The 22,425-nt window shown below is 38.3% G+C and carries 16 protein-coding genes; 7 read left to right on the top strand and 9 right to left on the bottom strand.

Annotation, left to right across the window (positions count from 1 at the left end; genetic code table 11):
• Positions 1 to 6: 6 nt before the first annotated feature.
• The 8 genes from BMY21_RS11140 to BMY21_RS11105 form a co-directional block, all read right to left on the bottom strand.
• Positions 7 to 405 carry a Rid family hydrolase gene (locus tag BMY21_RS11140; RefSeq protein ID WP_074644169.1) on the bottom strand — a complete coding sequence of 133 codons (399 nt, stop codon included), beginning with the start codon at positions 403 to 405 and terminating at the stop codon, positions 7 to 9.
• Positions 406 to 771 (bottom strand): P-II family nitrogen regulator, encoded by a 366-nt coding sequence (locus tag BMY21_RS11135; RefSeq protein WP_074644166.1) that lies wholly within the window; start codon positions 769 to 771, stop codon positions 406 to 408.
• A gap of 42 nt (positions 772 to 813) precedes the next feature.
• On the bottom strand, positions 814 to 1,953 hold the full coding sequence (locus BMY21_RS11130; protein ID WP_074644163.1) for a tyramine oxidase subunit B: 1,140 nt from the start codon (positions 1,951 to 1,953) through the stop codon (positions 814 to 816).
• 147 nt (positions 1,954 to 2,100) lie between these two features.
• Positions 2,101 to 2,925, bottom strand: a complete 825-nt coding sequence (locus BMY21_RS11125; protein WP_074644162.1) for a helix-turn-helix domain-containing protein — start codon at positions 2,923 to 2,925, stop codon at positions 2,101 to 2,103.
• A 118-nt stretch (positions 2,926 to 3,043) separates the two neighbouring features.
• Positions 3,044 to 4,189 (bottom strand): NAD(P)/FAD-dependent oxidoreductase, encoded by a 1,146-nt coding sequence (locus tag BMY21_RS11120; RefSeq protein WP_074644159.1) that lies wholly within the window; start codon positions 4,187 to 4,189, stop codon positions 3,044 to 3,046.
• Between the two features lies 1 nt (position 4,190).
• Entirely contained in the window at positions 4,191 to 4,505 is a 315-nt protein-coding gene (locus BMY21_RS11115; protein WP_074644157.1) for a (2Fe-2S)-binding protein, read from the bottom strand.
• 15 nt (positions 4,506 to 4,520) lie between these two features.
• Positions 4,521 to 6,104: an FAD-dependent oxidoreductase gene (locus tag BMY21_RS11110; RefSeq protein WP_074644154.1), complete on the bottom strand. Its 1,584-nt coding sequence runs from the start codon at positions 6,102 to 6,104 to the stop codon at positions 4,521 to 4,523.
• Between the two features lie 19 nt (positions 6,105 to 6,123).
• A complete protein-coding gene (locus BMY21_RS11105; protein WP_074644152.1) occupies positions 6,124 to 6,447 on the bottom strand; it encodes a (2Fe-2S)-binding protein in 324 nt (107 codons plus the stop codon).
• Positions 6,448 to 6,640: 193 nt separating this feature from the next.
• Between BMY21_RS11105 and BMY21_RS11100 the strand changes: the two genes are divergently transcribed.
• The 5 genes from BMY21_RS11100 to BMY21_RS11080 all read left to right on the top strand — a co-directional run bounded on the left by BMY21_RS11100 (position 6,641) and on the right by BMY21_RS11080 (position 17,998).
• Entirely contained in the window at positions 6,641 to 7,567 is a 927-nt protein-coding gene (locus tag BMY21_RS11100; RefSeq protein ID WP_074644150.1) for a DUF2156 domain-containing protein, read from the top strand.
• An 88-nt stretch (positions 7,568 to 7,655) separates the two neighbouring features.
• Positions 7,656 to 8,171 (top strand): hypothetical protein, encoded by a 516-nt coding sequence (locus tag BMY21_RS11095; RefSeq protein ID WP_074644148.1) that lies wholly within the window; start codon positions 7,656 to 7,658, stop codon positions 8,169 to 8,171.
• Between the two features lie 42 nt (positions 8,172 to 8,213).
• Positions 8,214 to 9,635 (top strand): sensor domain-containing diguanylate cyclase, encoded by a 1,422-nt coding sequence (locus BMY21_RS11090; RefSeq protein WP_074644146.1) that lies wholly within the window; start codon positions 8,214 to 8,216, stop codon positions 9,633 to 9,635.
• Between the two features lie 16 nt (positions 9,636 to 9,651).
• On the top strand, positions 9,652 to 15,780 hold the full coding sequence (locus BMY21_RS11085; RefSeq protein ID WP_074644143.1) for an alpha-2-macroglobulin family protein: 6,129 nt from the start codon (positions 9,652 to 9,654) through the stop codon (positions 15,778 to 15,780).
• A 1-nt stretch (position 15,781) separates the two neighbouring features.
• Positions 15,782 to 17,998: a transglycosylase domain-containing protein gene (locus tag BMY21_RS11080; RefSeq protein ID WP_074644140.1), complete on the top strand. Its 2,217-nt coding sequence runs from the start codon at positions 15,782 to 15,784 to the stop codon at positions 17,996 to 17,998.
• Between the two features lies 1 nt (position 17,999).
• On the opposite strand, the gene BMY21_RS11075 is transcribed toward BMY21_RS11080, so the two are convergent.
• Entirely contained in the window at positions 18,000 to 18,374 is a 375-nt protein-coding gene (locus tag BMY21_RS11075; protein WP_074644138.1) for a desulfoferrodoxin family protein, read from the bottom strand.
• 150 nt (positions 18,375 to 18,524) lie between these two features.
• Between BMY21_RS11075 and BMY21_RS11070 the strand changes: the two genes are divergently transcribed.
• A complete protein-coding gene (locus tag BMY21_RS11070) occupies positions 18,525 to 20,459 on the top strand; it encodes an adenylate/guanylate cyclase domain-containing protein (protein ID WP_143064217.1) in 1,935 nt (644 codons plus the stop codon).
• Positions 20,459 to 22,396: an adenylate/guanylate cyclase domain-containing protein gene (locus BMY21_RS11065; protein ID WP_074644132.1), complete on the top strand. Its 1,938-nt coding sequence runs from the start codon at positions 20,459 to 20,461 to the stop codon at positions 22,394 to 22,396. The genes BMY21_RS11070 and BMY21_RS11065 overlap by 1 nt, the downstream gene beginning before the upstream one ends.
• Positions 22,397 to 22,425: the final 29 nt, after the last annotated feature.

Below are 22,425 nucleotides of genomic sequence, written 5' to 3'. Positions count from 1 at the left end.
GTTCTCCTATTCTTCTAATTCAGTTCCAATTGCAGCCGACATTTCAACTTCTACCAGTTGGGTCGGCCTGTTAAGTTTTGCAATTGTAACGCCAGTACACAAAGGCATAACATCGTGAAATATTTCTGTATAAGCAGCCATTCCAGCCTTTTCGAATTCCGGAGTCTGAAAGATTCTTACTTCAAAAACATCTTCTTTCTTTCCGCCAGCCTGTTCTATAATCTTGACCTGTTTTTCAAGAATATATTTGAGCTGAGCATAAGAATCTCCTTCTCCATATACGGAACCATCAGGCTGAACTGCTGTTGTTCCACCTACAAAAATAAAATCACCTATGCGGACTGCACGGGAGTAACCAGCTTTCTGTTCCAGCGGTGCTCCCGATGAATAGTTCTTTCTTTTCATTTATTTCTCCGTTGACAGCAGGGCATCCATACCTTCTTCTCCAGTACGAACACGAACAATATTTGTAACATCAGAAACAAAAATCTTTCCATCTCCAATGTGACCTGTGTAAAGTTCTTTTTTCAGGAACTCAATTACATCAGGGACTTCATCAGTTGGAACAACCATCATTACAACTTCCTTTGGAAGAAGCTGGATTTCCTTTTTTTCTTCAACTTCAAATTCCTGAGTTCCATGCTGAACACCACAACCCAATACCTGGTAAACTGTCATACCAGTAATTCGGAATTTTCCCAAAGCACTTTGAAGGGCTGCAATTTTTGAAATACCTGTAATTACTTCTACTCGACTAAACTTTTCTTCCATAAGTAATCTCCTTTTTCTGTGATATCTTTATCATCAGTTTTTTTATCTTAAATCTGGTGTCTCCCACAGATTTAACTTTGTACCAATACCTTTTTCCAAGGCATTTCGATAAACAATTGTTCCCCAGGCAACATCTTCAACCGGCATACCACCAACTGAATAAACTACGATTTCCTTTGGATCACGATGTACAGGTATTTTTCCTGTCAGGATATCTCCCAAATCATCAATCTGTTCACGCTTCATCTTGCCTTCTGCAATCAGATCTTCAACATGAACTGCAGGAATTGGAACAGTCTTATAAGCTTCTGGCGCATATTCTTCTTCCCAAGCTTCATACAAGGCAATATTGTCTGTTACAGTTCTTGCTCTGTTGATTATGAAGTCATCATCAAATCTAAGGGCTGCTGTGGAGCTGATGATTGTACCTGGCTTTATCCACTCTTCCTTGATGTATGGATAAATACTTGTATCGCCGGTAGTTGGTGTAGATGTGCTGACAGAAATAATATCTGCATCTCTACAAGCTTCTTCTATTGTATCTACTGCATATACTTCTTTTACTGACGGATAATCCTTCTTTGCGTCAGCAATAAATTTTTCAAGGCTTGCCTTACCTCGGCCTTTTACCTTGATAACTTCAATTCCTGGTCGTACTGCCATTGCCGCTGCAAGAGCTGTCTTGCTCATAACTCCAGGTCCTACAATTCCAATTACCTTAGAATCTTCTGGAGCAAAATACTTATAACCAACTCCCGGAACTGCACCTGTTCGATAAGCAGAAAGAATGTTTGCACTCATATAAGCCAAAGGTGCTCCAGTATCCTTATCATTCAAAGTCAGCATAAGAATTGAACGTGGTAAACCTTTTTCCCTGTTTTCTGCGTTTGAGCCATACCATTTCATTCCTGCCATATCAAATTTTCCACCAAGATATGCAGGCATTGCCATAAAGCGGCGGTCTGGGCCATCTACAGGCATTTCTGGGAATGGTGAACTTGCCGGGAAGGTAACCATTGTTCCGTGAGAGTTACCATTTGCACCTCCCATTCTGTAGTTTCCAACTTTCATAAGCTTGAACATCTCTTCCATTGCTTCGATACAGCCCTTCATATCTTTTACCCCAGCTGCAATCATGTCCTGTTCATTAAGATATAAAAAGTCAATTTTTGGGTATGCCATGTTAATCCTCCTTCTAGAAACAAAAAAGGCGCCGGATTTTCAAAATAATCCAGCGCCTTTGCTTTGCCCTTGTTTTTATAACTTATGAATGGATACTACAAATTATCTCCAATGTATAATTGTAAAAAAAGGAACTATTAATTCAAACTAAATATTTTTAATAGAACTAATATATTTTTTGTTTTCTACTTCTTCCGCATATTCTCCTGGAGTCTTTCCGGAAAACTCCTTGAATTCATGAATAAAATGAGCCTGATCATAAAAATTATATTCTGAAGCAATACTTGTAAAACTGTCTCCAATTCCCTTGTTCATATCATCTAATAAAAACTGAAATTTTATAGAATTACAAAGCTGTTTAGCACTTAAGCCAAGTTCTTTATCAAAAATCTTGTTGATATATCTGGAAGAATAGCCGGACAATTCTTCTAATTCGCGGACTTTTACTATTCCCTTACGTTGAATAATTAAATCTGAAATCTGCTTGAATAAAGTATCTTTGGTATCTCCATTTTCATAAGCCTGGAACTTTGAATATTCCTGTAAAAAGGTTAGCATGCGGCTGTTAAAATTCTTTTGTTCGCCCATTTTTTTACAGAAGTCTCTGGTAGAAAGTAAATCATCTAATATAACGATATTTCCAACTAATTCCTTTGGGGTATATTCTTTTACAAATTTTGTAACACTTGGCTGAAGTCTGACACCAAAATAGTCTGCATTCTTTTTGACTGAAAAAGTACGCTTTTCAACTGTAATTCCAATCAGATGTGTTCTCACACTTCCATCTTTATATTCAAAGATTAAATTACTGCAGCTGTCTACTAATAAAGGCAGTGTAATATCCTGACTTGAATTATTTGAAAAACTGAAGAAATGTGAAATGCCATTTTCGATTAATATATGCTGACAGAAGTTATCTGATTCCATAACAAAATATGGCTGAATTGAAATAAGGGCCTGGTTCTTTTTCACGGGAAAAATCCTTTAAAATAAAAAAAAGTGCAAAGGTATATATGGGGTTACCCAAGTACACCTTTGCACCAATGTTCCAAAGTATGCTGGAAAAAGAACCCTTTGTCAATTTCTTTTGCTATTTTGCCGGCTTGAATCTGTCGTATCTCAATGGACTGATATCTGCCGGGCAGGAACCTGTACAGATTAATTCTGCAATGTTGTAAGCTGCTGCAGGTCCAATTCCAAAACCATGTCCTGTAAAACTACATTCAACATACAGCCCCGGAACTTCATCTACCTTACTTACTGTTGCACATCCATCCACACAGAAATCTACATATCCGCCCCAGGCGCGAACAATCTTTGCATTTTCCAGCATTGGGAAATACCCCAGGATTCCACGGCTTGTTGCACTAATCATACTTGAACCAACCAGTGGATATGAATCATCTATATGAGCAGGACATTCATCAAAACCATCTGTTCCACCCATTACAAAAGAACCATGCTTTGTCTGATGTCCGTAGAAATCGGCCATGGCAGTACCAAGCATTTGCCTGAACATCTGAGGTTCAGCTTCTGTAACAAGACAAGTAACCGCACGTTTATGCATTGGAATAGTTATTCCTACAGTTTCAAGAATTGCATTACTTTCATAACCTGCAGCAACTACTACAGTCTCGGCTTCAAAGAATGTTTTTTCATCACCTTCTCCAGCTTCAACACCTGTAATCTTGCCAGCTCTGGTAACAATTCGGCTCACTGGAGCTCCTGTTATAAAATCAGCTCCCAATTCACGAGCCTTTTTATAATATCCCAAAGTTGTAGTCAGAGGGTTTGCATGACCGTCTGTTGGACACCAGGAAGCACAGGTAACTTCATCACTTAAATAAGGATTAATCTTTTTTACTTCTGCAGCATCAATCATTTTTACTTCGACACCGCAGGCATTTGCTCCATCAGCGAGTTTCTGCAAAATAGCCTTATGCTGATCATTTTTACCTAAACGTAAGTTTCCTTCCTGAGTGTATTCTGTATCAACTCCAAGTTCTTCACTTAAGGTTGGCCAGATATTCTGAACTCCCCATTTCATTAATGGTAATTCTTTTGGGTTACGTCCTGATTGTCGCACTCCACCACCATTGCGGCTGGAACCACCGTTTCCAATATAATCACTTGCTTCAAGAACAATTACTTTTTTTTCTTTCTTTGCAAGATAATAAGCTGTAGCGTTTCCTACTATTCCAGCACCTATAACTATAACATCAGCCTTTGTCATCATATTACAACACCTCCGAAGCAAGCGTTTTCATTTCTGTTGGTCTTATAGGCCCTCGGCTTGTAGCCGGATTAATAAGAGCAGGACTTACTTTTTGTTCTGCTGCAACTATTCCTTTTACAAGCTTAGAACAAGTCTGCCCCTGACAAAGCCCCATACCTGCTCTTAAATATCTTCTTATTTCCTGCATTGTAAACATTCCAGCATGAACAGCTTTTCTTATTTCGCCTTTTGTAATTTCTTCACAACGGCAGATAATCATGTCATCATCTGGCATTGGAACAAATTCTCCTATATCTCTTGATCTGTCATTCATCATACAGCGGTCTCCTTTTTATTTTTCCAGGCGCCAGAAGCGAGCCTTATATCCATATTCATTTGGAACTTTCATTGTAAGAAGATGAGTATGATCAAAAGCTCCTGCACTTCTTACTCCAACAATCTCTGCATCACATAAAGCTTCACCACTTCTACTCAAAGCCTTTCCAACAGTTCCCTTTTCTGGAAGCGGCAGGAATTCGTAAGGAAGGGTTATACTTGTAAATCCAGGTTCAAAATCTTCATGAACAAGGAATATTGCCTGTCCGGAACATGATGCTACACACATACCGCAGCCTGTACATCCACAATTATCTGGAGTAACAACAGGAAGTGCTGTAATACAGGAACCAATCTTAATGCAATTTTTCTTACATGCATCCTGACATGGGTTACAAGGAATATTCTGTGTACATTCAATTACCGGATGAATTCCCTTCTGATGGGTTACTCCCGGATATCTTTCAATTTCATCTTCTGCAACAAAGCCCTTAGTTAAAAGATTCATTGAAGTTGGTATTCCTTCATCAGTTTTTTCAATCAGCTTGCCACGGTTAGCTGGAGCAAACATTCCCTGACGCAAACTGTCCAAATCTTTTGCATAGACAGTTTCTGTTTCTGTCATAACCTTTTCTTCTGTAAAGCCAAGCTTGTAGGCTGCCCTGAGTCCTGCCATTCTTCCTTTAATCATGGCTGAACTTGCTTCTTCTATTCCACTTACATCTCCTGCTGCAAATAAACAAGGAACAGAAGTTTCGCCATATTCATCAACAATTGGAACCTGGCCGCCACGTCTAGGATTATCTTCCATTTTGCAGCCAGACATTTTTAATAACTGACTCATCGGAGACAAACCAACTGCAACGCAGACTGTATCAACATCTAATTCTATTTCTGTTCCAGGAATAATTTTGAAGTGTTCATCAACCTTGCCAATAATTACACCTTCAACCTTTTCAGTACCAATAACCTTTTTGATTGTATAACCAAGATAGAAAGGAACTCCTGTACGAGCAACCTTTGCCGCATGAACACCATAACCGCCAATTCTAGGAGCCGCATCAACAAGTGCGACAACTTCGCAGCCAGCCTGAAGAAGCTGAAAACTTACTACCAGACCAACGTTTCCACTTCCAAGCATAAAAATCTTTTTTCCAGGCTTTACACCATGAAGATTCATCATTGTTTGAGCAGCACCGGCACCAATTACTCCCGGCAAAGTCCAGCCTTCAAATGGAACCATATTTTCTGCTGCACCAGTTGCAATAATTACGCTATCTGCCTTGTAATGATGTACCGCTCCATCGTGATTAACAGTAACTTCCTTATTTTCAAAGATTCCAATAACAGTCGCATTAAGCTTTACCTGAACACCTGCATCAGAAGCTTCCTTAAGAAGTTCTGTTCCAATATTAAATCCCCTGATTTTTGCTTTATGCTCTTTTGAACCAAAGAACTTGTGAATCTGCTTAAAAAGCTGTCCTCCGGGTTTATGATTTTCATCAAAAACCATTACAGACATTCCACGCTTTGCCGATTCTATTGCAGCACTAAGTCCGGCAGGACCTGCGCCTACTACTATTAAATTATATCTTTCCATAATACATCTCCTGCTTGCCTTACCAAGTTTTTTCAGCAGAACAACCATATTGTGTCTGCACTTTCATTCCTGCTTTTAATGGAGTTATACAAGTTCGTGTATTTGGAACACCATCAACAACCATTACGCAATCTGTACATCTTCCAATTGCACAGAAAATTCCTCGTGGTTTATGCTGTTTTGAAGTTTCGCGATGTTTAAGAATTCCTGCGGCTCGTAAAGCAGCAGCAATAGGTTCCCCTTCGTACCCCTGCATTTCATTACCATCTAAAGTAAATGTCACCAGAGCACCTTTTTCAGGAACCCCTAATATTGGATGTTCTGTTATTCTTTCAGTTTCCATATTGCATCTCCTGCTTTTCTTTCTGATAGACTAACTATAGTTTTGTTATGAATTTTGTACTTGTAAAAATTGGAACTAATGGGATTTGATTTGGTGGTAAAGGGGGGAAAGTTAAAAATCTTGTTTTAATTGATTTTGTACAATTTATTTAGACTTTTTAACTTGTTTTTGTTATTCTATATCAGTAACTTCTATGTATATGAATCTTCTTGATTTTGAGTATTTGAGAAATAACCTTGATACTTCAAATTTGTACGGCAGCGATTCTTGCATTGCGAATCTTTTTTTACTGCAGACTAAGTACAATACTGAACTCAAAATTAAAAATGGTATTTTAATCCGATATTATTATGGTGATGAAAATCGAACCGGATATGGATTTCCGATTCCTATAAAATCAGCAGATAAGTCGGAAAACTGGCTTTCAGACGCCATAAATGTATTAATTGATGATGCACATTCGCAGAATCGCCCCTTGAGTTTTTGTATTTTGACTCAGGAACAGAAAAATCAGCTCGATGCATGTTTTGCTACTGATTTTCCACACCTTAGCGCTGACTGGAAAACTAACCGCGATGACTGTGATTATGTTTATCTGCGTGAAAATCTTGCTGAACTTCCAGGTTCGCATTATCAGAAAAAGCGAAATCATATTTCGCGATTCAAACGTACTTACGGCGAAAACTGGGAGTTTAAGGCCTTCCCGGAAAATGATATTGCTGCTGATATTCTTCAGGTTTCTCATAAATGGTTTGCAGAAAAACACGGTGAATCAGACCAGATTCTTCAGCTTGAACAGCAGAGTATTGAGCTCGCGCTAGAAAATGCAGAACTTTTGGGATTACGTGGCGGCGTTCTTTATATCAACGGGGAGCCTGCCGCTATGACCCTTGCCGCACCAATTTCTGATGATGTTATTGATGTAATTTACGAAAAATCCTTTGGCGAATTCGAGAAAAATGGTGCCTACGCGGTAATAAACCAGCAGTTTGCCCGCCGTTGTCAGGATTTTCTATATATTAATCGCGAAGAAGACATGGGCGTAGAAGGCTTGCGTAAGGCAAAGCTTTCTTATAAGCCAACGATGATTCTCGAAAAATTTTACGGTATAATCGAATAGGAGGGAGGAGCCCCTCCCTTCGGCCGCATTTCATTGCGTCCTACCCTTCCAGCGGGGGCCTCCCCCGCAACGCCCCCGGAGGTTTCATATGTTAACTTCAATCCTCGCAAAATCCACCTGCGCAGCCTGCAAATTCTGCTGCAGCTTCCGCCGCCAGAGCCTCTGGGAAACCCCGATTTTTGACGAAGAAACCATGAAAAAGCTTCAGGAGCTCTATCCGTCAGCTAAATTCCGCCCTGCAGGAAATAGCGGCCATTCTTACACCTTCGACATTTCCGACGCATACAAAACACAAGACCCCGAAGAAGAAGCACTCTGCCCCTTCCTCGACCCAAACCACGGCTGCGCACTTCCGCCAGAACTCAAACCCTTTGACTGCAAAATCTGGCCGCTCCGTGCAGTTCAGCACTCCGAGCCCGACAATTCCAAAAAACTAGCCGTTGCCCTCACTCCAACCTGCCCTGCAATCAATAAGGTTCCGCTTGAACGCGTCCGCGAACTTGCAGAATCAGGTCTCGGCCAGCAAATTCTCGACTACGCAGCCTCACATCCCGACATAATCAAAGAATCAAGCGAATTTCTTTCAAATATCATCTATAAATAAATTCATAGCAGAAAACTTTATTTGCATTTATAATGATATGTTATGGGACATAACAGTTCAGAAACAAAATCTTATGATATTTCCACGCTCAGCCGTCTGATGAAAAAGGATTTAATCTTTGTTATTGCTGTTTTCCTTATTCTGCTTTTGATTTTTACTGACATAAGTATTTACGAATCCTTTGGCTCCGTACGATCCAGAAAACTCGAAGCTTATAATCTTGCAGCATTATGTTCCTCAGAAATTGAACGCAACTGTATTCACACCTTTCAGATAAATGGAATATTTGCTTCCCTGGTAATGCTTGATGAAGCCAATCAGAAGAATTTTGAAGAAATGGCAGCCCGCATTCTCCCGGATTTTCCCGCAGCAGATTGTGTTCAGCTTGCACCCAATGGAATTGTTTCTTCAGTTTACCCGCTGCAAGGTAACGAAAAAGTCCTTGGCCATAATCTTTTTGAAGATGAAAAACGCGTCGATGAAGCCTATAAAACAAAAGCCAGCGGCATAATGACAATAGGCGGTCCATATCCTCTTATACAGGGTGGAGACGGATTTATCGGTCGTCTTCCTGTTTTTCTGGATGATCAGAAAACACAGTTCTGGGGTTTTGTAAATGTAGTAGTTCGTGTTTCTAGAATAATTGAAACAATGAATATTTCTACAATGGAAAGCCGCGATTATGTTTATTCAATTTATAAAATAAGTGATGTTACAGGAAATCGTACCCATATTTACGGAACCGACCTCGGAAAACTTCATAAACCAATCAGCGTTCGCATTGATATGCCTAACGCACACTGGGAACTTGCAATTGCCCCAAAAAGCTTCTGGGTAAACATACATCTTGTAATCGTTCTAACTACCCTTTCTCTTCTTTTGATTTGTGCCTTTACAATTCTAACCCTGCTTTTCTTAAAACTCCGTCAAAGCAATATTCGTCTTGCACAGGTTGCAACATTAGATCAGCTTACTGGTCTTTATACAAAACAAACAGCAATTTTCACACTAAAAAAAGAAATTGATTATGCAAAACGTAACGGAAGCCAGGTTGCTGTGTGTTTTATAGATATGAATAATTTCAAACAGATAAATGACAGATTCGGCCACACCGTTGGCGATACCGCGCTTGCTAAAGTCGCAAAACGTCTTATGGAATCTGTCCGCCCAGAAGATATTACAGCCCGCTTTGGCGGCGATGAATTTATAATCATCTTCAGAGGAAAAAATACCGGTACAGATTATCAATCTACCGTTGAACGAATAAGAACCGTTTTAAATGTTCCCGCTAAGCTTTCTGCCCATGTACTTGCAGATATTTCAGCTTCAGTTGGTCTTGCAGTTTATCCTACAAATGGAAACGGAGTTGAAGAACTAATAGCTTATGCAGATAAAGCTATGTATAAAGAAAAGGCCCGTATGAAGCAGGCCGCAAAAATCGAAACAAATATTGAAACCATATAAAAAGTCAGAGGTTGTTATGAAAAAATCCAGTTTTCTCTTTTTGGCTGCTGTTTCAGCTATCCTAACGTTCGGTAGTTGTAAAAAAGCACAGGCACAAAGTTCAGATTCCCTGATGTCTAAATCAGATATCTCTTCCCAGGGCTCTCCTGAGTATAAGGAAAGGAATTCTCTTAGTCTGAACACAGATAGTACCAATCAGGTAGATTATGATTCAATCAAAAAATTCTTCACATTGGATTATACTCCTGAATATCCTGATTCAGCTTTTGCCCCTGCAGAAGATTCTAAAAAATCAAAGAAAAAAACTGCAGATAAAACTGAAGAAAGTAAATCTTATATTCCAGGAATCAGAAAGCTTGCAGACTACGTCACAAAATACATGACTAAAAAAGCAAACCTTCAGGATTACAAACCAAACGATGAACTGGAAGAAGACGATAATACAAAAGAGTTCTATATAGAAGACTGGGGTCCTCAGGGAAAAATCGTTGCAGGTGAAAATCATCCATCTTTCTATGTAATTTTCTCACGCCCTGTCCGTTCTCTTCAGGCCTTAGACAAACCTCAGTCTACTTCAGACATAATGACTATTGAACCTGCTCTCCCTGGAGTATTCCGCTGGTATGGAACAAAACATCTCAGCTTTGAATCAGATATTCCAGCCGATCCTACAATTCAATATACAATCAAAATAAATCCTTCTATTAAAACTCCAGATGGAAAAAAACTTACAGGTGATACAGCCTTTACAACTCAGGCAGAACCGGTTGAAGTAATCAACCTTTGGGGTGGATATATTAAAGACAGCGACTGTGCATATAACTGGAATACCGGAGCTCTTCCTCCTTATGAAAACCGCTTTGTTATGCGCACAAATTATACAACCACACTCTCAGCAATTAAACAGAACCTCACTGTTTTAGTAGATGGTACATCCGTTATTTGCGACATTCAGCCTGTTTACAAGGACATTTTCCATATGTGGTCTAACCATGCAGATTTTGATGAAGCAGCAGGCCGCACAAATACCTATCTTGTAGAAATCAAAAGTGATGTTCCTCATAACGCACTGGTTGAAGTAATAAATACAAACGGAAAATCAGAAAGCTACAATACACTCATGACCTTTACAATAGAAGAAGTTGGTGAAATGACAGAATATTCTTCTGCAAAATACACCTGGCCTCTTTCAGTTTATTTCTCTCAGGTTCCAGATAAACAGACCCTCATAAACAATATTACTTATGATAATAATCTTCCGCTCAAAGAAGAAAACATTGTAATAAACGGCCGTTCAGTTAAAATCTGTAATCTTCCTTTTGACTATAAACAGGAACATACAATCACCTTTAATTCAGAAATTAAAGATAAATACGGTCAGAATCTTTCACTTAAAAAAGCAACATATAAATTTAAGACACCAGAAGTAAAGGCTTATGTAAGATATCAGAATCATGGCACTACAATGCTCGAAGCACAATTCCCTCACAAAATGATTTTTGAACATCAGAATCTTATTTCGGGAACTTATGCGCTTCAGAAAACTGACCGCCCTGCTGGAAACGGATATTATGCCTTTAATAAAGACAAATCTTACTCCAAGCTTTTCGACCTGGGTAAAAAGAATCAGCGTAATTTTCAGGAGCTCGATTTAGAGCCATACCTTGATGACGGCTATGGCTTTGTCAGCTTTGAAAGTACTGCAAAATATAAAGAATACAACTACTGGCGAGAAAAATATGAAGATGAAACTTCTTCTATGAGCGGTGTTGTTCAGGTAACAGACCTTGGTATTACAGCGCGAATGTCTATTAACAAAGCTGTAGTAATGGTACGAAGTCTTTCAACCGGAAAACCAGTTGAGAACGCCGAAGTTTATATTGTTCATAATTTAAATGATTATCAGACCTGGGTTGACGGCTCATATGTACCAAAGAAGATTTTTGTGTACGGAGATGAATCAACCTATGACAAGATGATTGCAAAAGGCCAGACAGATAAGAATGGTCTTGCAGTTATTACCTACGATGAAAAACAGATTAAAAACATTCAGAGTGATAACCGTAATGCTTTTGTTTATGTTGTAAATGGCAAAGATAAGGCTGCCTTTGCTCCTTCTTCTCATAACACCTGGCGTGCTGGAGTAAATACAGGTTCTATGGACAGAGCACGTACTCCTCAGCAGAGAACCTTTATGTTTGTAGACCGCGGAATTTACCGTCCGGGAGAAATTGTTACCTTCCGTGGAATCGACCGCGATCAGCTGCTCGGTTCATTTACTCCTCACAGCGGCTGGTACTCAATTACAGCAAAAGGATCATGGTGGAACTCAAAAGAAATCATTGAACCAATTGCAGGACAGCTTTCAGAAACCGGAGGCTTCTATGGTTCATTCAAAATTCCTGATGATATAGAACGCGGTATTTATAGTCTTGTTTATTCACGCGAAGGCGATTCAAAAGAAACAGCAACAATCCGATTTACAATTGCTGATTTTGAACGTGTAAAATTTGAGTCATCAATTACAATTCCAGAAATCACATATTTCAGTGGCGATAAACTCACCGCAAACCTTTCTGCAGACTATCTTGCCGGAGGTTCTCTTAGCGGAGCCAAATATGATATTTCATGGTATAAGCAGGCAACAACTTTTAAAACCTCAGAGCCGGAAGCAAAAGGTTATTCATTCTATACAGGAGTTTATCCAGACAGAATTTATTATTCAAATGATACAGGTGCTCTTGGTGTAGACGGTACAGCCGCTCTCATTTGTGAATCAGAAAAGATTACAGATGGTGCTCCTTATATCTACCATGTTGAATCAGCAGTTACAGATATTTCAAATCAAAGAATTGCAGCTTCAAATGATATTTTTGTTAATGCTGCTCAATTCTATGCTGGTATTGGTAAAGCACAGAATATCAACGGCTTTGCAAAATCTGGAACAAAACTTGATATTCCTTATATCCTCGTAACACCAGAAGGAAAACTCATGAAGGAAAGTGATGTACCTCTAAAAGTTTCATCACTTGAATATTCACTTTCTCATGAAGTCTGGACAATGGTTCATGAACAGAGCGTTGACGACACAATCTATACACGTTATGAACGTTCAGATGTAGAAGATGCCAGCGGAGAACTTAAAGCCCTTGCAAAAGGAATCATCAATATTACTCCAAATACAAGCGGCTGGTACACACTCACACTCACTGGAAAAGACAACCGCGGTGGAAAAGTAATCTGTAAGAGTGAATTCTATGTTACAGGAAGCGGCTCAAGCTGGTTCGATCAGTACAATTCAAATTCACTTAAACTTACTCCAGATAAGTCTCAGTATAATCCGGGAGAAACTGCCCACGTACTTCTTGAAAGCCCGCTTCCAGCCGGCGACTATCTGATTACAGTTGAACGTGAAGGAATCTTTACAGAAGAAATCCGTCACTTTGAAAACGGAGCCGAAGTCCTCGATATTCCAGTTGCTGGAAATTACGTACCTGTTGTTTATCTTTCAGTTTCTTCTTACTCAGAACGCCATGGCGCACCAACACATAATTATGGAGAACCAGACCTCGACAAACCGAAGGGCTACTATGGAGTTACACCTATTCTCGTAAATCCTTATGTACGTTCTTTCTCTGTTAAAGTTGAATGTGATAAGCCAAGCTACAAACCTGGAGATATGGCAACAATTAAGTTCACAGCAACAAAAGGCGGAAAACCTTATGAAGGCGCTGAACTTACAGCTATGGCCGTAGATCGTGGAGTTCTCGACCTTATAAATTATCATGTTCCAAATCCAATCGATTTCTTCTATAGCAAAGAAAATTTCCCTCTCAGAGTTTATGGCGGAGACTCACGTGCTTATCTTATGGACCCTGTAACTTACAGTGTTAAAAATCTGATGGGTGGAGACGCACTTGCAGAAGACGCAGAAAAGGAAGACGAACGAAAAGATTTCCGCCCGACAGCTTTCTTTGAACCTGTTCTTGTAACCGATAAAAATGGTGAAGCAACCGTTACCTTTAAAATGCCAGACAGCCTTACAACTTATCGTATTACTGCCTTTGGTGTAAAAGATGATTTGTTTGCTTTACAGGAAGAAGAGGTTAAGGTTCAGAACCCAATAAATATTCAGCAGGTTCAGCCACGTCGTCTCCGTGAACGCGATACTGCAGAATGTGGAGTTCTCATTACAAACCTTGATAAAAACGGACAGAACGTAACCGTAAGCCTTGAAGTGCTTTCTCCAGATAAAGATACTGCACAGGATATTCTTGAGGGCCGCAAAACAATTCCTGGAAAAGGTTTTGTTGATGGCGAGAGTTCTCACACAGTTTATATTGCCTCTGGACAGTCCAGCGTAGTTTATTTTGATGTTGCAGCTCAGACAGAAGGAACAGTAAATCTTGTTTATACAATTAAATCTGATATTCTGAATGAAAAACTCATTTCACCGATTCGTATTGAAAAGACCTTTGTATATGAAACCGTTACTATGACCGGAACCATTTCTGATGGAAGTAAAGGTCTTGAAAAAGAATCTCTGATAATTCCTGGTTTTGCAAAAGAAGGCCGGGGAGATCTTAAGTTTACTCTTGATGCTACACGACTTGGTGTACTTGGCAGTTCAGTTAATTATCTCTTTGATTATCCTTATGGTTGTCTTGAGCAGCAAAGTTCACGCATACTACCGTTAGTCTGTTTCGGCGAATACATAGATGTCTTTGGTATGAATTCAAAACTACTGAACATAAAAGACTGTGTCACAAGCTTTACAAAAAAATGGAAGGATTATCAGCATGAAGATGGAGGCTTTGGTTACTGGCCGGATTCATACTATTCTTCTTCATTTGTAAGCATGCGTATTTTATACATCTATGCACTTGCAATGCAGCGGGGTTATACACCAGAAGATATTCCTATCAATGTAAAGAAACTTTCAAAATATGTTTATGATAGAATTCTCGATTATAAATCTCATGTTACTAATTCGAACTTCTATGATTACGATATGGCTTTTGCCTGCTATGTTTACAGTCTGCTGAATGATACTTCCCTCAATTCAGTTCGTGAAGCACTTTATGGCAGAGCAGATGAACTTACTCTTGATTCACTTGCCTACCTTTCGTTAGCTTATCAGAATTCAGGTAAAGCTGCAGATACAGAAAAGGCAAAAATCATCAACAAGAAAATCCGTCCATACCTGCAGCCAGATCAGCGTAGTGTCACCCTCTCGAAAAAAGCAAAAACAGGTTACTGGTTCTGCTATCAGAATGAAACAGTTCAGTATGCAGCAATCCTCTCTGCTTTTGTATCAGAGAATCCGAACGACAATCTTGTAGACAAATTGATTTATACACTTTTGAAAAAACAGTCTCGTGGTTACTGGCAGAATACAATTACAACTTCTGCTGTGCTTGAATCAATTTATACCTACATTCAAAAGCGCGATCTCGATTCTACAGACTATACTGCTACAGCTTCACTCAATGGTCGTCAGCTCATGAAAGAAAGTTTTAAGGGCGCAGCAGCCAAACCTAAAACTTTGAGCCTGCCTTTTGAAGATGATTTTATCTCTTCGCTTTCACGCGATAAGGCTATACCACTTGTATTTGAAAAGGATGGCGACGGTTACTTATTCTATACTGTAGAAATGAGATACGCCCTTCCAGATGAAGCACAGGCCGCACGCGATGAAGGTTTGATTATTACTTATGAAATCACAGATTTTGAAACTGGTGAACTTATAAATATATCAAAAGACACCTGTGATGTAACTCTTGAAAGCGGCAAACTTTACAAGGCTAAGGTTTTTGTACAGACCAACCGCACAAGAGAATATGTAGCAGTTCGTGCACCAATTCCTTCTGGTGCAGAAATTCTAGACTCTACTCTTGTAACAACAGGTTCTGCAGCTCAGAGTAATAATTCACAAGGCTGGCGAAACTGGATCAGTCACAAGAATATAACTGATAACGAAGTGCAGTTCTTCTGGGATGAAATGCACAGCGGCCGTTACTTCTTTGATTTTACATTCCGTGCTGTACGCCGTGGTATTTATCCTACTCCACCAGTTCAGGGTGAATGTATGTATGAGCCGGAAACCTTCGGCCGCAGCGATGGATATCTGTTTATAATTAAGTAGAATGCTTCGCTGTCGTTTACAGAAATTACGGTGCTCCCGCCGGCTTATTCGTGCGGGTGCACTTATCCTTATCCTTCTCTTTGCTTTTCCTGTGGTACTGCGCCTCGTTCCGTTTCCTGAGCTCACAGAATTTATGGCGCAGGAATATAGTTGCAGGATTTACGACCGCCGCGGCGAGCTGATTCAGGTAACGGCGCTTAAGGGCGGTGGACGAAGAGAATTTACTCCACTAAAAGAAATTCCTAAAGATCTCCAGAAAGCTTTCCTGAAACAGGAAGACCGCCGTTTTTATTTTCATCACGGTGTAGACTGGTTTTCTCTTTTACGGGCCGCCTCGCAAAATCATCAGTCAAAAAGAATAGTCCGCGGCGGCTCGACCATCTCAATGCAGCTCGCCAAAACAATAAACAAGGACACCTCTTTAAATTTCCGCCGTAAGTTCTCCGACATCTTTACCGCTTACCGTATAGAAGCAAAACTCAGCAAAAAAAAGATTCTCGAACTTTATCTGAACTCAATTTATTTCGGAGCTAACTCTTATGGCGTAACTTCAGGAGCACGTTCTTTTTTTGGCTGTGAACTTTCACAACTTAATAAAGGTCAGCTGCAGGTTCTTTCCATAATTCCAAGAAATCCGTCTTTTTATAATCCTGTTGCATTCCCTGAACATTTTAAAATTTACTCAAAAGAAATTGAGCAGGCTGCTCATACTGCGCATTTTTATAAATATCCTTTTAAGCTTCCTCATTTTATAAATTATGTTACTTCTGATTTTAAAAAGAATAATCAAAAGCTTCCCTATAAACTTACTACTTCCATAAATCTTGAAATCTCTCAAATGGCAGAAGATTTTTTAAGGGAAGCTCTCGAAGAAGCACGACCTTCAAGAATCACAAATGGTGCATTTTTGCTATTAGATAACTCAGACGGCTCCGTACTTACCTGGCTCGGTAACGGAGACTTTTTCGACTCTGAAAACTCTGGCCAAATTGACGGTGTTCTTGTAAAGAATCAGCCCGGAAGTTCTATGAAGCCTTTCCTTTATGCACTCGCTATTGAAAACAACATATTCCAGCCAGGTACAGTTCTCGCAGATGTACCAACTGAATTTGGAAATGAAAAACTTTATATTCCTGAAAATTTCAACAACCGGTTTAATGGTCCTGTCCGCACACGAATAGCACTTGCATCCAGTCTTAATGTTCCGGCCGTTTCAACACTTAATAAACTGGGAGTAAAAGCTTATCTCGAAAAACTTTACGAACTTGGTTTTGAATCTCTTCGTGAAAATGATGCAGGCCTTAAAGCAGATCTTGGACTCGCTCTTGGAGCAGGAGAAGTTTCATTAAAGGAACTCGTTCCTGCCTTCAGTGTCTTTGTAAGGGATGGAACATATTTACCATTAAACTATAACAATCAACTAACTAACGGTCATCAGTTGTACACAGCAGATACATCGCGCATTATTACATCAATACTTTCTGATAAAGGTGCACGTGCTCTTGGTTTTGGTTATACACAAACATTTCAAACCGACTACCCTTCAATTTTTAAGACCGGAACATCCAATCAATATCAAAATATTATTGCGCTCGGAGCAACACAACATTTTACGATTGGTGTATGGATGGGAAATTTTTCCGGTAACACAGTCATTGGAAAAACAGGATCTTCACTTCCAGCCTGGATTGCTAAAAACATTCTCGATAAAATTGAAAACTCGACAACTCCATTCCCTGAACCGGAACACTGGCATAAAGAACGTATCTGTTCCCTTTCCGGACAGAAAGCATGTCCAAACTGCCGGGCGGTAGTTACAGAATATGTTAAAGATGGCACAGAACTTCCAGATTGCAGCTGGCACACATCCCTGTCAGATTCAAAGGAAATATCAACCGTCTATCCACCAGAATATCAGCAGTGGCTTCGTTCTCGTCCTGATAAGGGCTTAATTGAATATGCTTTATCACCGCTTACCTTTATTACTCCAAAACAGGACTCCCTGTTTTTCTACAGCAGTCTCAATAAAAATCAGCAGGCTATCCCTTTTGAAGTAACCGGTGGTTCAGAATCAACTCTGGATATTTATTATGATGAAAAAAAAATCGCCACAATCGACCGGCCGTTTAACTTTTCACTTCCGGTAAATCGTGGCGATCATTCGTGCCGCGTTCAATGCGGTAACGAAGAACTCATATTGAATTTCAGTGTAAAATAATTTAGCACTTCCAAAGTTTATGCAGATTACAGAACTCCCAAGCACCTTCTACTTTTTCTCCATCAAGAAGTGCAAATTCTGCTTTAGGTTCATCACCAGGCTTAAGCTGCTTTTTCTGAATTCCTTTATTTGTTGCAATTACAATCCACTCAATATAATGCTCTGGAAGCATTGGATGAGCTACTGAACCAACACTTACAGTTACTTTATTTCCTTCTACATTTACAACAGGAACATGCTTTTCAACAGCAGCATCAGTTGTTCCTGGAACAAGTTCTACCATGCTTTCACCACAACAAACTGTAGGCACTCCGGTATCTTTTACAACTACAATAATCTTACCACAGACTGTACAGTAATAAAATTTCACATCCATTTTTTTTATCCTCCTGATAAATCATATTATTAAAGGGTACATAAAGAATTCTCATTTGTCAAATATAAGTCGAATTTTCTACCGATATATATAAAAGTAACATATAATTGTATATAAAGTGTTAAAAATTTAAATCAGCGGAGAGTCATCTTGTATAAACGACTATCTTTTCCTCATTTGTTTTTGATTTTGTATTCATTCTTATTTTCTGTTTCATCGCTTTATGCTTCAGAAAACTCCATCGCTATGCCAGAAACAAAAAATCTTATAAGACTGGACGGCAAATGGGAACTCTTTCTTGAAAAAACTCCTGATCAGACTTTTAAACTCGTAGATTCTGGAACTCCTGCAGATTTTATGTCTTCTGTTCCAGGAACCTGGAATACTGAAGTATTACATACTGGAAAAACTTCTCCCATAACTTACGGATGTTACAGATACATCTGCACTAATCTGAATCCTGCAAAAAAATATGCAATTCTTACAAGAGAATCTCCCGCAACCTCCTGCGCACTTTACATTAACCGAAAGCTTCTTGGACAAACTGGTGATCCTTTTGCAATGACAAAACCTACCTTTAACGAAAAGCCTAATGCTTATAATCCTTCTCATTCACAGAGTATTCCCTTTTATTGTGAATTTTACCCTGACTCAAATGGATCTGTTGAAATTGTTTTTTTAGTATCGAATTACTTCTATAGAAAAGGTGGCCTCTGGGATGCTGTTTATTTTGGTGAACTCGGATATGTTATGCGTACTAATAATATGACTCTTCTTTTCAATGAATTTGTAATCGGCTGTCTTTTATTTATTACGCTTTTAAATTTAATTCAATTTTTCATCAATAAGAAAAAATGGGAATATTTTTATCTGGGAATCGCCTCTCTTGTTTTTGCATTAAGAATCGGAACTGCTGATTATTGTTCTTTCGGATTCCTTTTCCCAAATCTTATATCTGAAGTAAAAGTTAAACTTGAATATACGGTTTTATGGATTGCACCGATTTCAATTATTCAAATGATATTTAAGATTTATCCTTCACCAAACCGCGTAATTATTTTTAAATGGCTCAAAGAAAAATACATACGTCACTTTCTTGTAATTGCAGATTTATTACTTGGTATTTCCTCACTGATTGTTCCGGCCTACTATTCAAGCCGACTTGTTCCACCTTTGCAAATCGGTATGGGAATAATTTCTGTTTACGTTATCATCTTTATCATTTCAAACTTAATTAAACATAGAAAATATTCTTTATATAACAGCATAAGTTACAGCATGCTTTTCCTTGGCGCTATTATTGATATCATTTATTCACAACAGAAAGATCTGATGCCTTTTTCTTTCTTCCCAATTTTTCTTGTTGCTTTTGCAATCATTCAGATTCTTATGCTTGCTGCAATTCAAAATGATATTCACAAAAACACAGAAAAATCTTCTCAGGAATTACAGCGCCTTAACGAAGCTTATCTTCGCTTTGTTCCAAAAGAATTCCTTCGTCTTCTTAATAAAGAATCAATTATCAAAACAAAACTTGGAGATTATTCAAACATTGAAATGACAATTATGTTCTCTAAACAGAAATTTGATGATTCAAAAGATGATATATCTCTCGAACAGCATTTTGTTCTTTTCAATGAATATCTAAAACAGGTTTCTCCTATCATCAAAAAATATGATGGTTTTGTAAGTAAATTCCTAAGCGGCGGATTTATGGCTCTTTTCCCTAATTCAGAAACCGATGCCGTTCGTGCTGCTCTAGAAATCAATGATTGTACAAAAAATAATACCTGGATTGGTATTCACTATGGCCGAATGATTATCGGAACAATAGGAGAAGAAAATCGTCTCGATGACACAGTTATTTCAGATACTGTAAATACTGCATCGCGAATTGAATCTGTTTGTGAAAAGCTTGGAAAAAACATCATTATTTCTCAAGTACTGCATAAGCGTATTTCCCAGGAATCAACATTACAAGTTGAACTTAATGAACTTGAAGCTATTTATGTAAAGGGCAAAGAAAAGCCTCTTCAGCTTTATGAGGTTACGAGAAAAACTAAAAGAACACAGGAGACAGAGTAATGAAAGCATTAAAGAAATTTATTTTTTCAACAGTTTTACTTTCAGGGCTTTTTTCTTACAACCAGTTACCTGCTCAAAGCCTGCCTGATTTTTCAATTTCTACCTATAAAATAGAAAATCCTTCTGAGTTTAAACATTCTAGTGTAGAAATAAAATCTAACTGGGATTTCTATTGGGGTAAATTTATTTCTCCTTATGATAATACAACAAAACCAGACGCTGTAGTTTCAACTCCTTCAGACTGGAACAAATATCAACTCTCTAAAGAAATAAATGAAATCACTAAAACAGGTCTTGGTTCCGGAACATATCGTCTTAAAATTACAAATCTTACTCCAGGTACAGAATATGTTTTTCCTACCTATAAACTTGCTTATAATGCCTTTACTGTTTTCGCAGATAAAAAGATGATATATCAGTCTGGAGTTCCATCGGAGAAATGGGAACAGACTATTACTAAACAGTTCTTTGATACAGCCCGCTTTATCCCTGGAGATGATGGAACTGTTACGCTGACAATCTTTGTTTCAAATGATTTTTATCGTAAGGGCGGTTTACGTGGAAAGCTTATTCTTTATGAAGAATCTTATTATAGAAATTATTTTTTCCGTACATTAACCTCATACTCTATTTTTACCGGCATCCTTTTAATGATTTCCATTTATTGTCTTTTGAATTTCTTCCTTAAGAAAGACAAATCTTCCTTATATCTTTCGCTTTTAATTCTTTCAGTATTTACAAGACTTGCTACTGCTGATTTTTCAGTTCTTAAAGTGATTTTCCCAAATCTTCCTTTTACTGTACTGCTTCGTATAGAATATATTTCTGTATTCTTTATACCAGGTTTCCTTACACTCTATATTGATACCTTAAATAAATTTATTTTCAAAAAGATACCTGCGATGGTTATTGCTGCTCCAAGTTTTGTTTTCTTTATTCTTGATTTAGTACTTCCAATCAGACAGGCAAATATGACCGTTCCATACATGCAGACTTACATGTACACTGTAATAGCCGTTGATTCTCTGCTTTTTATAATCAGCTTCTTTAAAGCACGGGATGTAATTACAACAATTTCTATTATATCGCTTGTTATTGTTGCTCTTGGTGCTACCTTTAATATTCTTGCAATTCATCATATTAAAATTTTTGGTGGTATCAATTTCCTGATTCCAGCTTTTGCACAATTCGCTTTCTTGCAGATTATTCTTCTGGCTTATATTCAGAATAAAAACTATCTCAAAGTTTTTGAGCTTCATGATTATCTTAATGAAACAAATAAAGCCTATTATCGTTTTGTACCAAAAGAATTCCTCGAACTTCTCTGCAAAAAAGATATTACAGAAATCACTTTGGGTGAATATAAAATTTCTAAAGCTGCAGTACTTTCTGCAGATATCAGAAACTTCACTTCTACTTCCGAAAAACTTGTTCCTATTCAGGTATTTGATATGCTGAATTCTTATCTTCGTCGTGTAGCTCCTTTAATCCGTAAGTACAATGGTATTATTGAAAAATATCTTGGTGACGGAATTATTGCGATTTTCCCGGAAAGTTCTGAAGCAGCTTTAAATTGTGCAATTGAAATGCAGGAACAGATGATCGAACTTCGTCAGGAATTTGCAGAACGTGGAATGCCTCAGATTAAAATAGGAATCGGAATTCACTATGGTGATATTGTAATTGGAACAGGCGGAAATAACGAACGTATGACTGAAATTTCACTTTCCAAAGATATTGATATAGCAATTCTAACAGAATCTAAAACAAAACAATATCACAAGCCTATTCTTGTTACTTATGATGCTATTAAATATGCGGCTACAGAAGCCCGCAATAACGGACATAAATTTAACTTTTATGGACAGAAAATTCATGATGCACAGTCATCTGTAATTTTCTCAATTTTTAATGATAATTTTGAAAATGCATTATAATCATTTTTTAAATCTGATTGTATGTTTTT

This window comes from Treponema bryantii (assembly GCF_900111035.1).
Classification (GTDB): domain Bacteria; phylum Spirochaetota; class Spirochaetia; order Treponematales; family Treponemataceae; genus Treponema_D; species Treponema_D bryantii_C.
The sequence above is the reverse complement of the archived record's forward strand: the minus strand, read 5'-3'. Positions and strand labels throughout refer to the sequence as shown.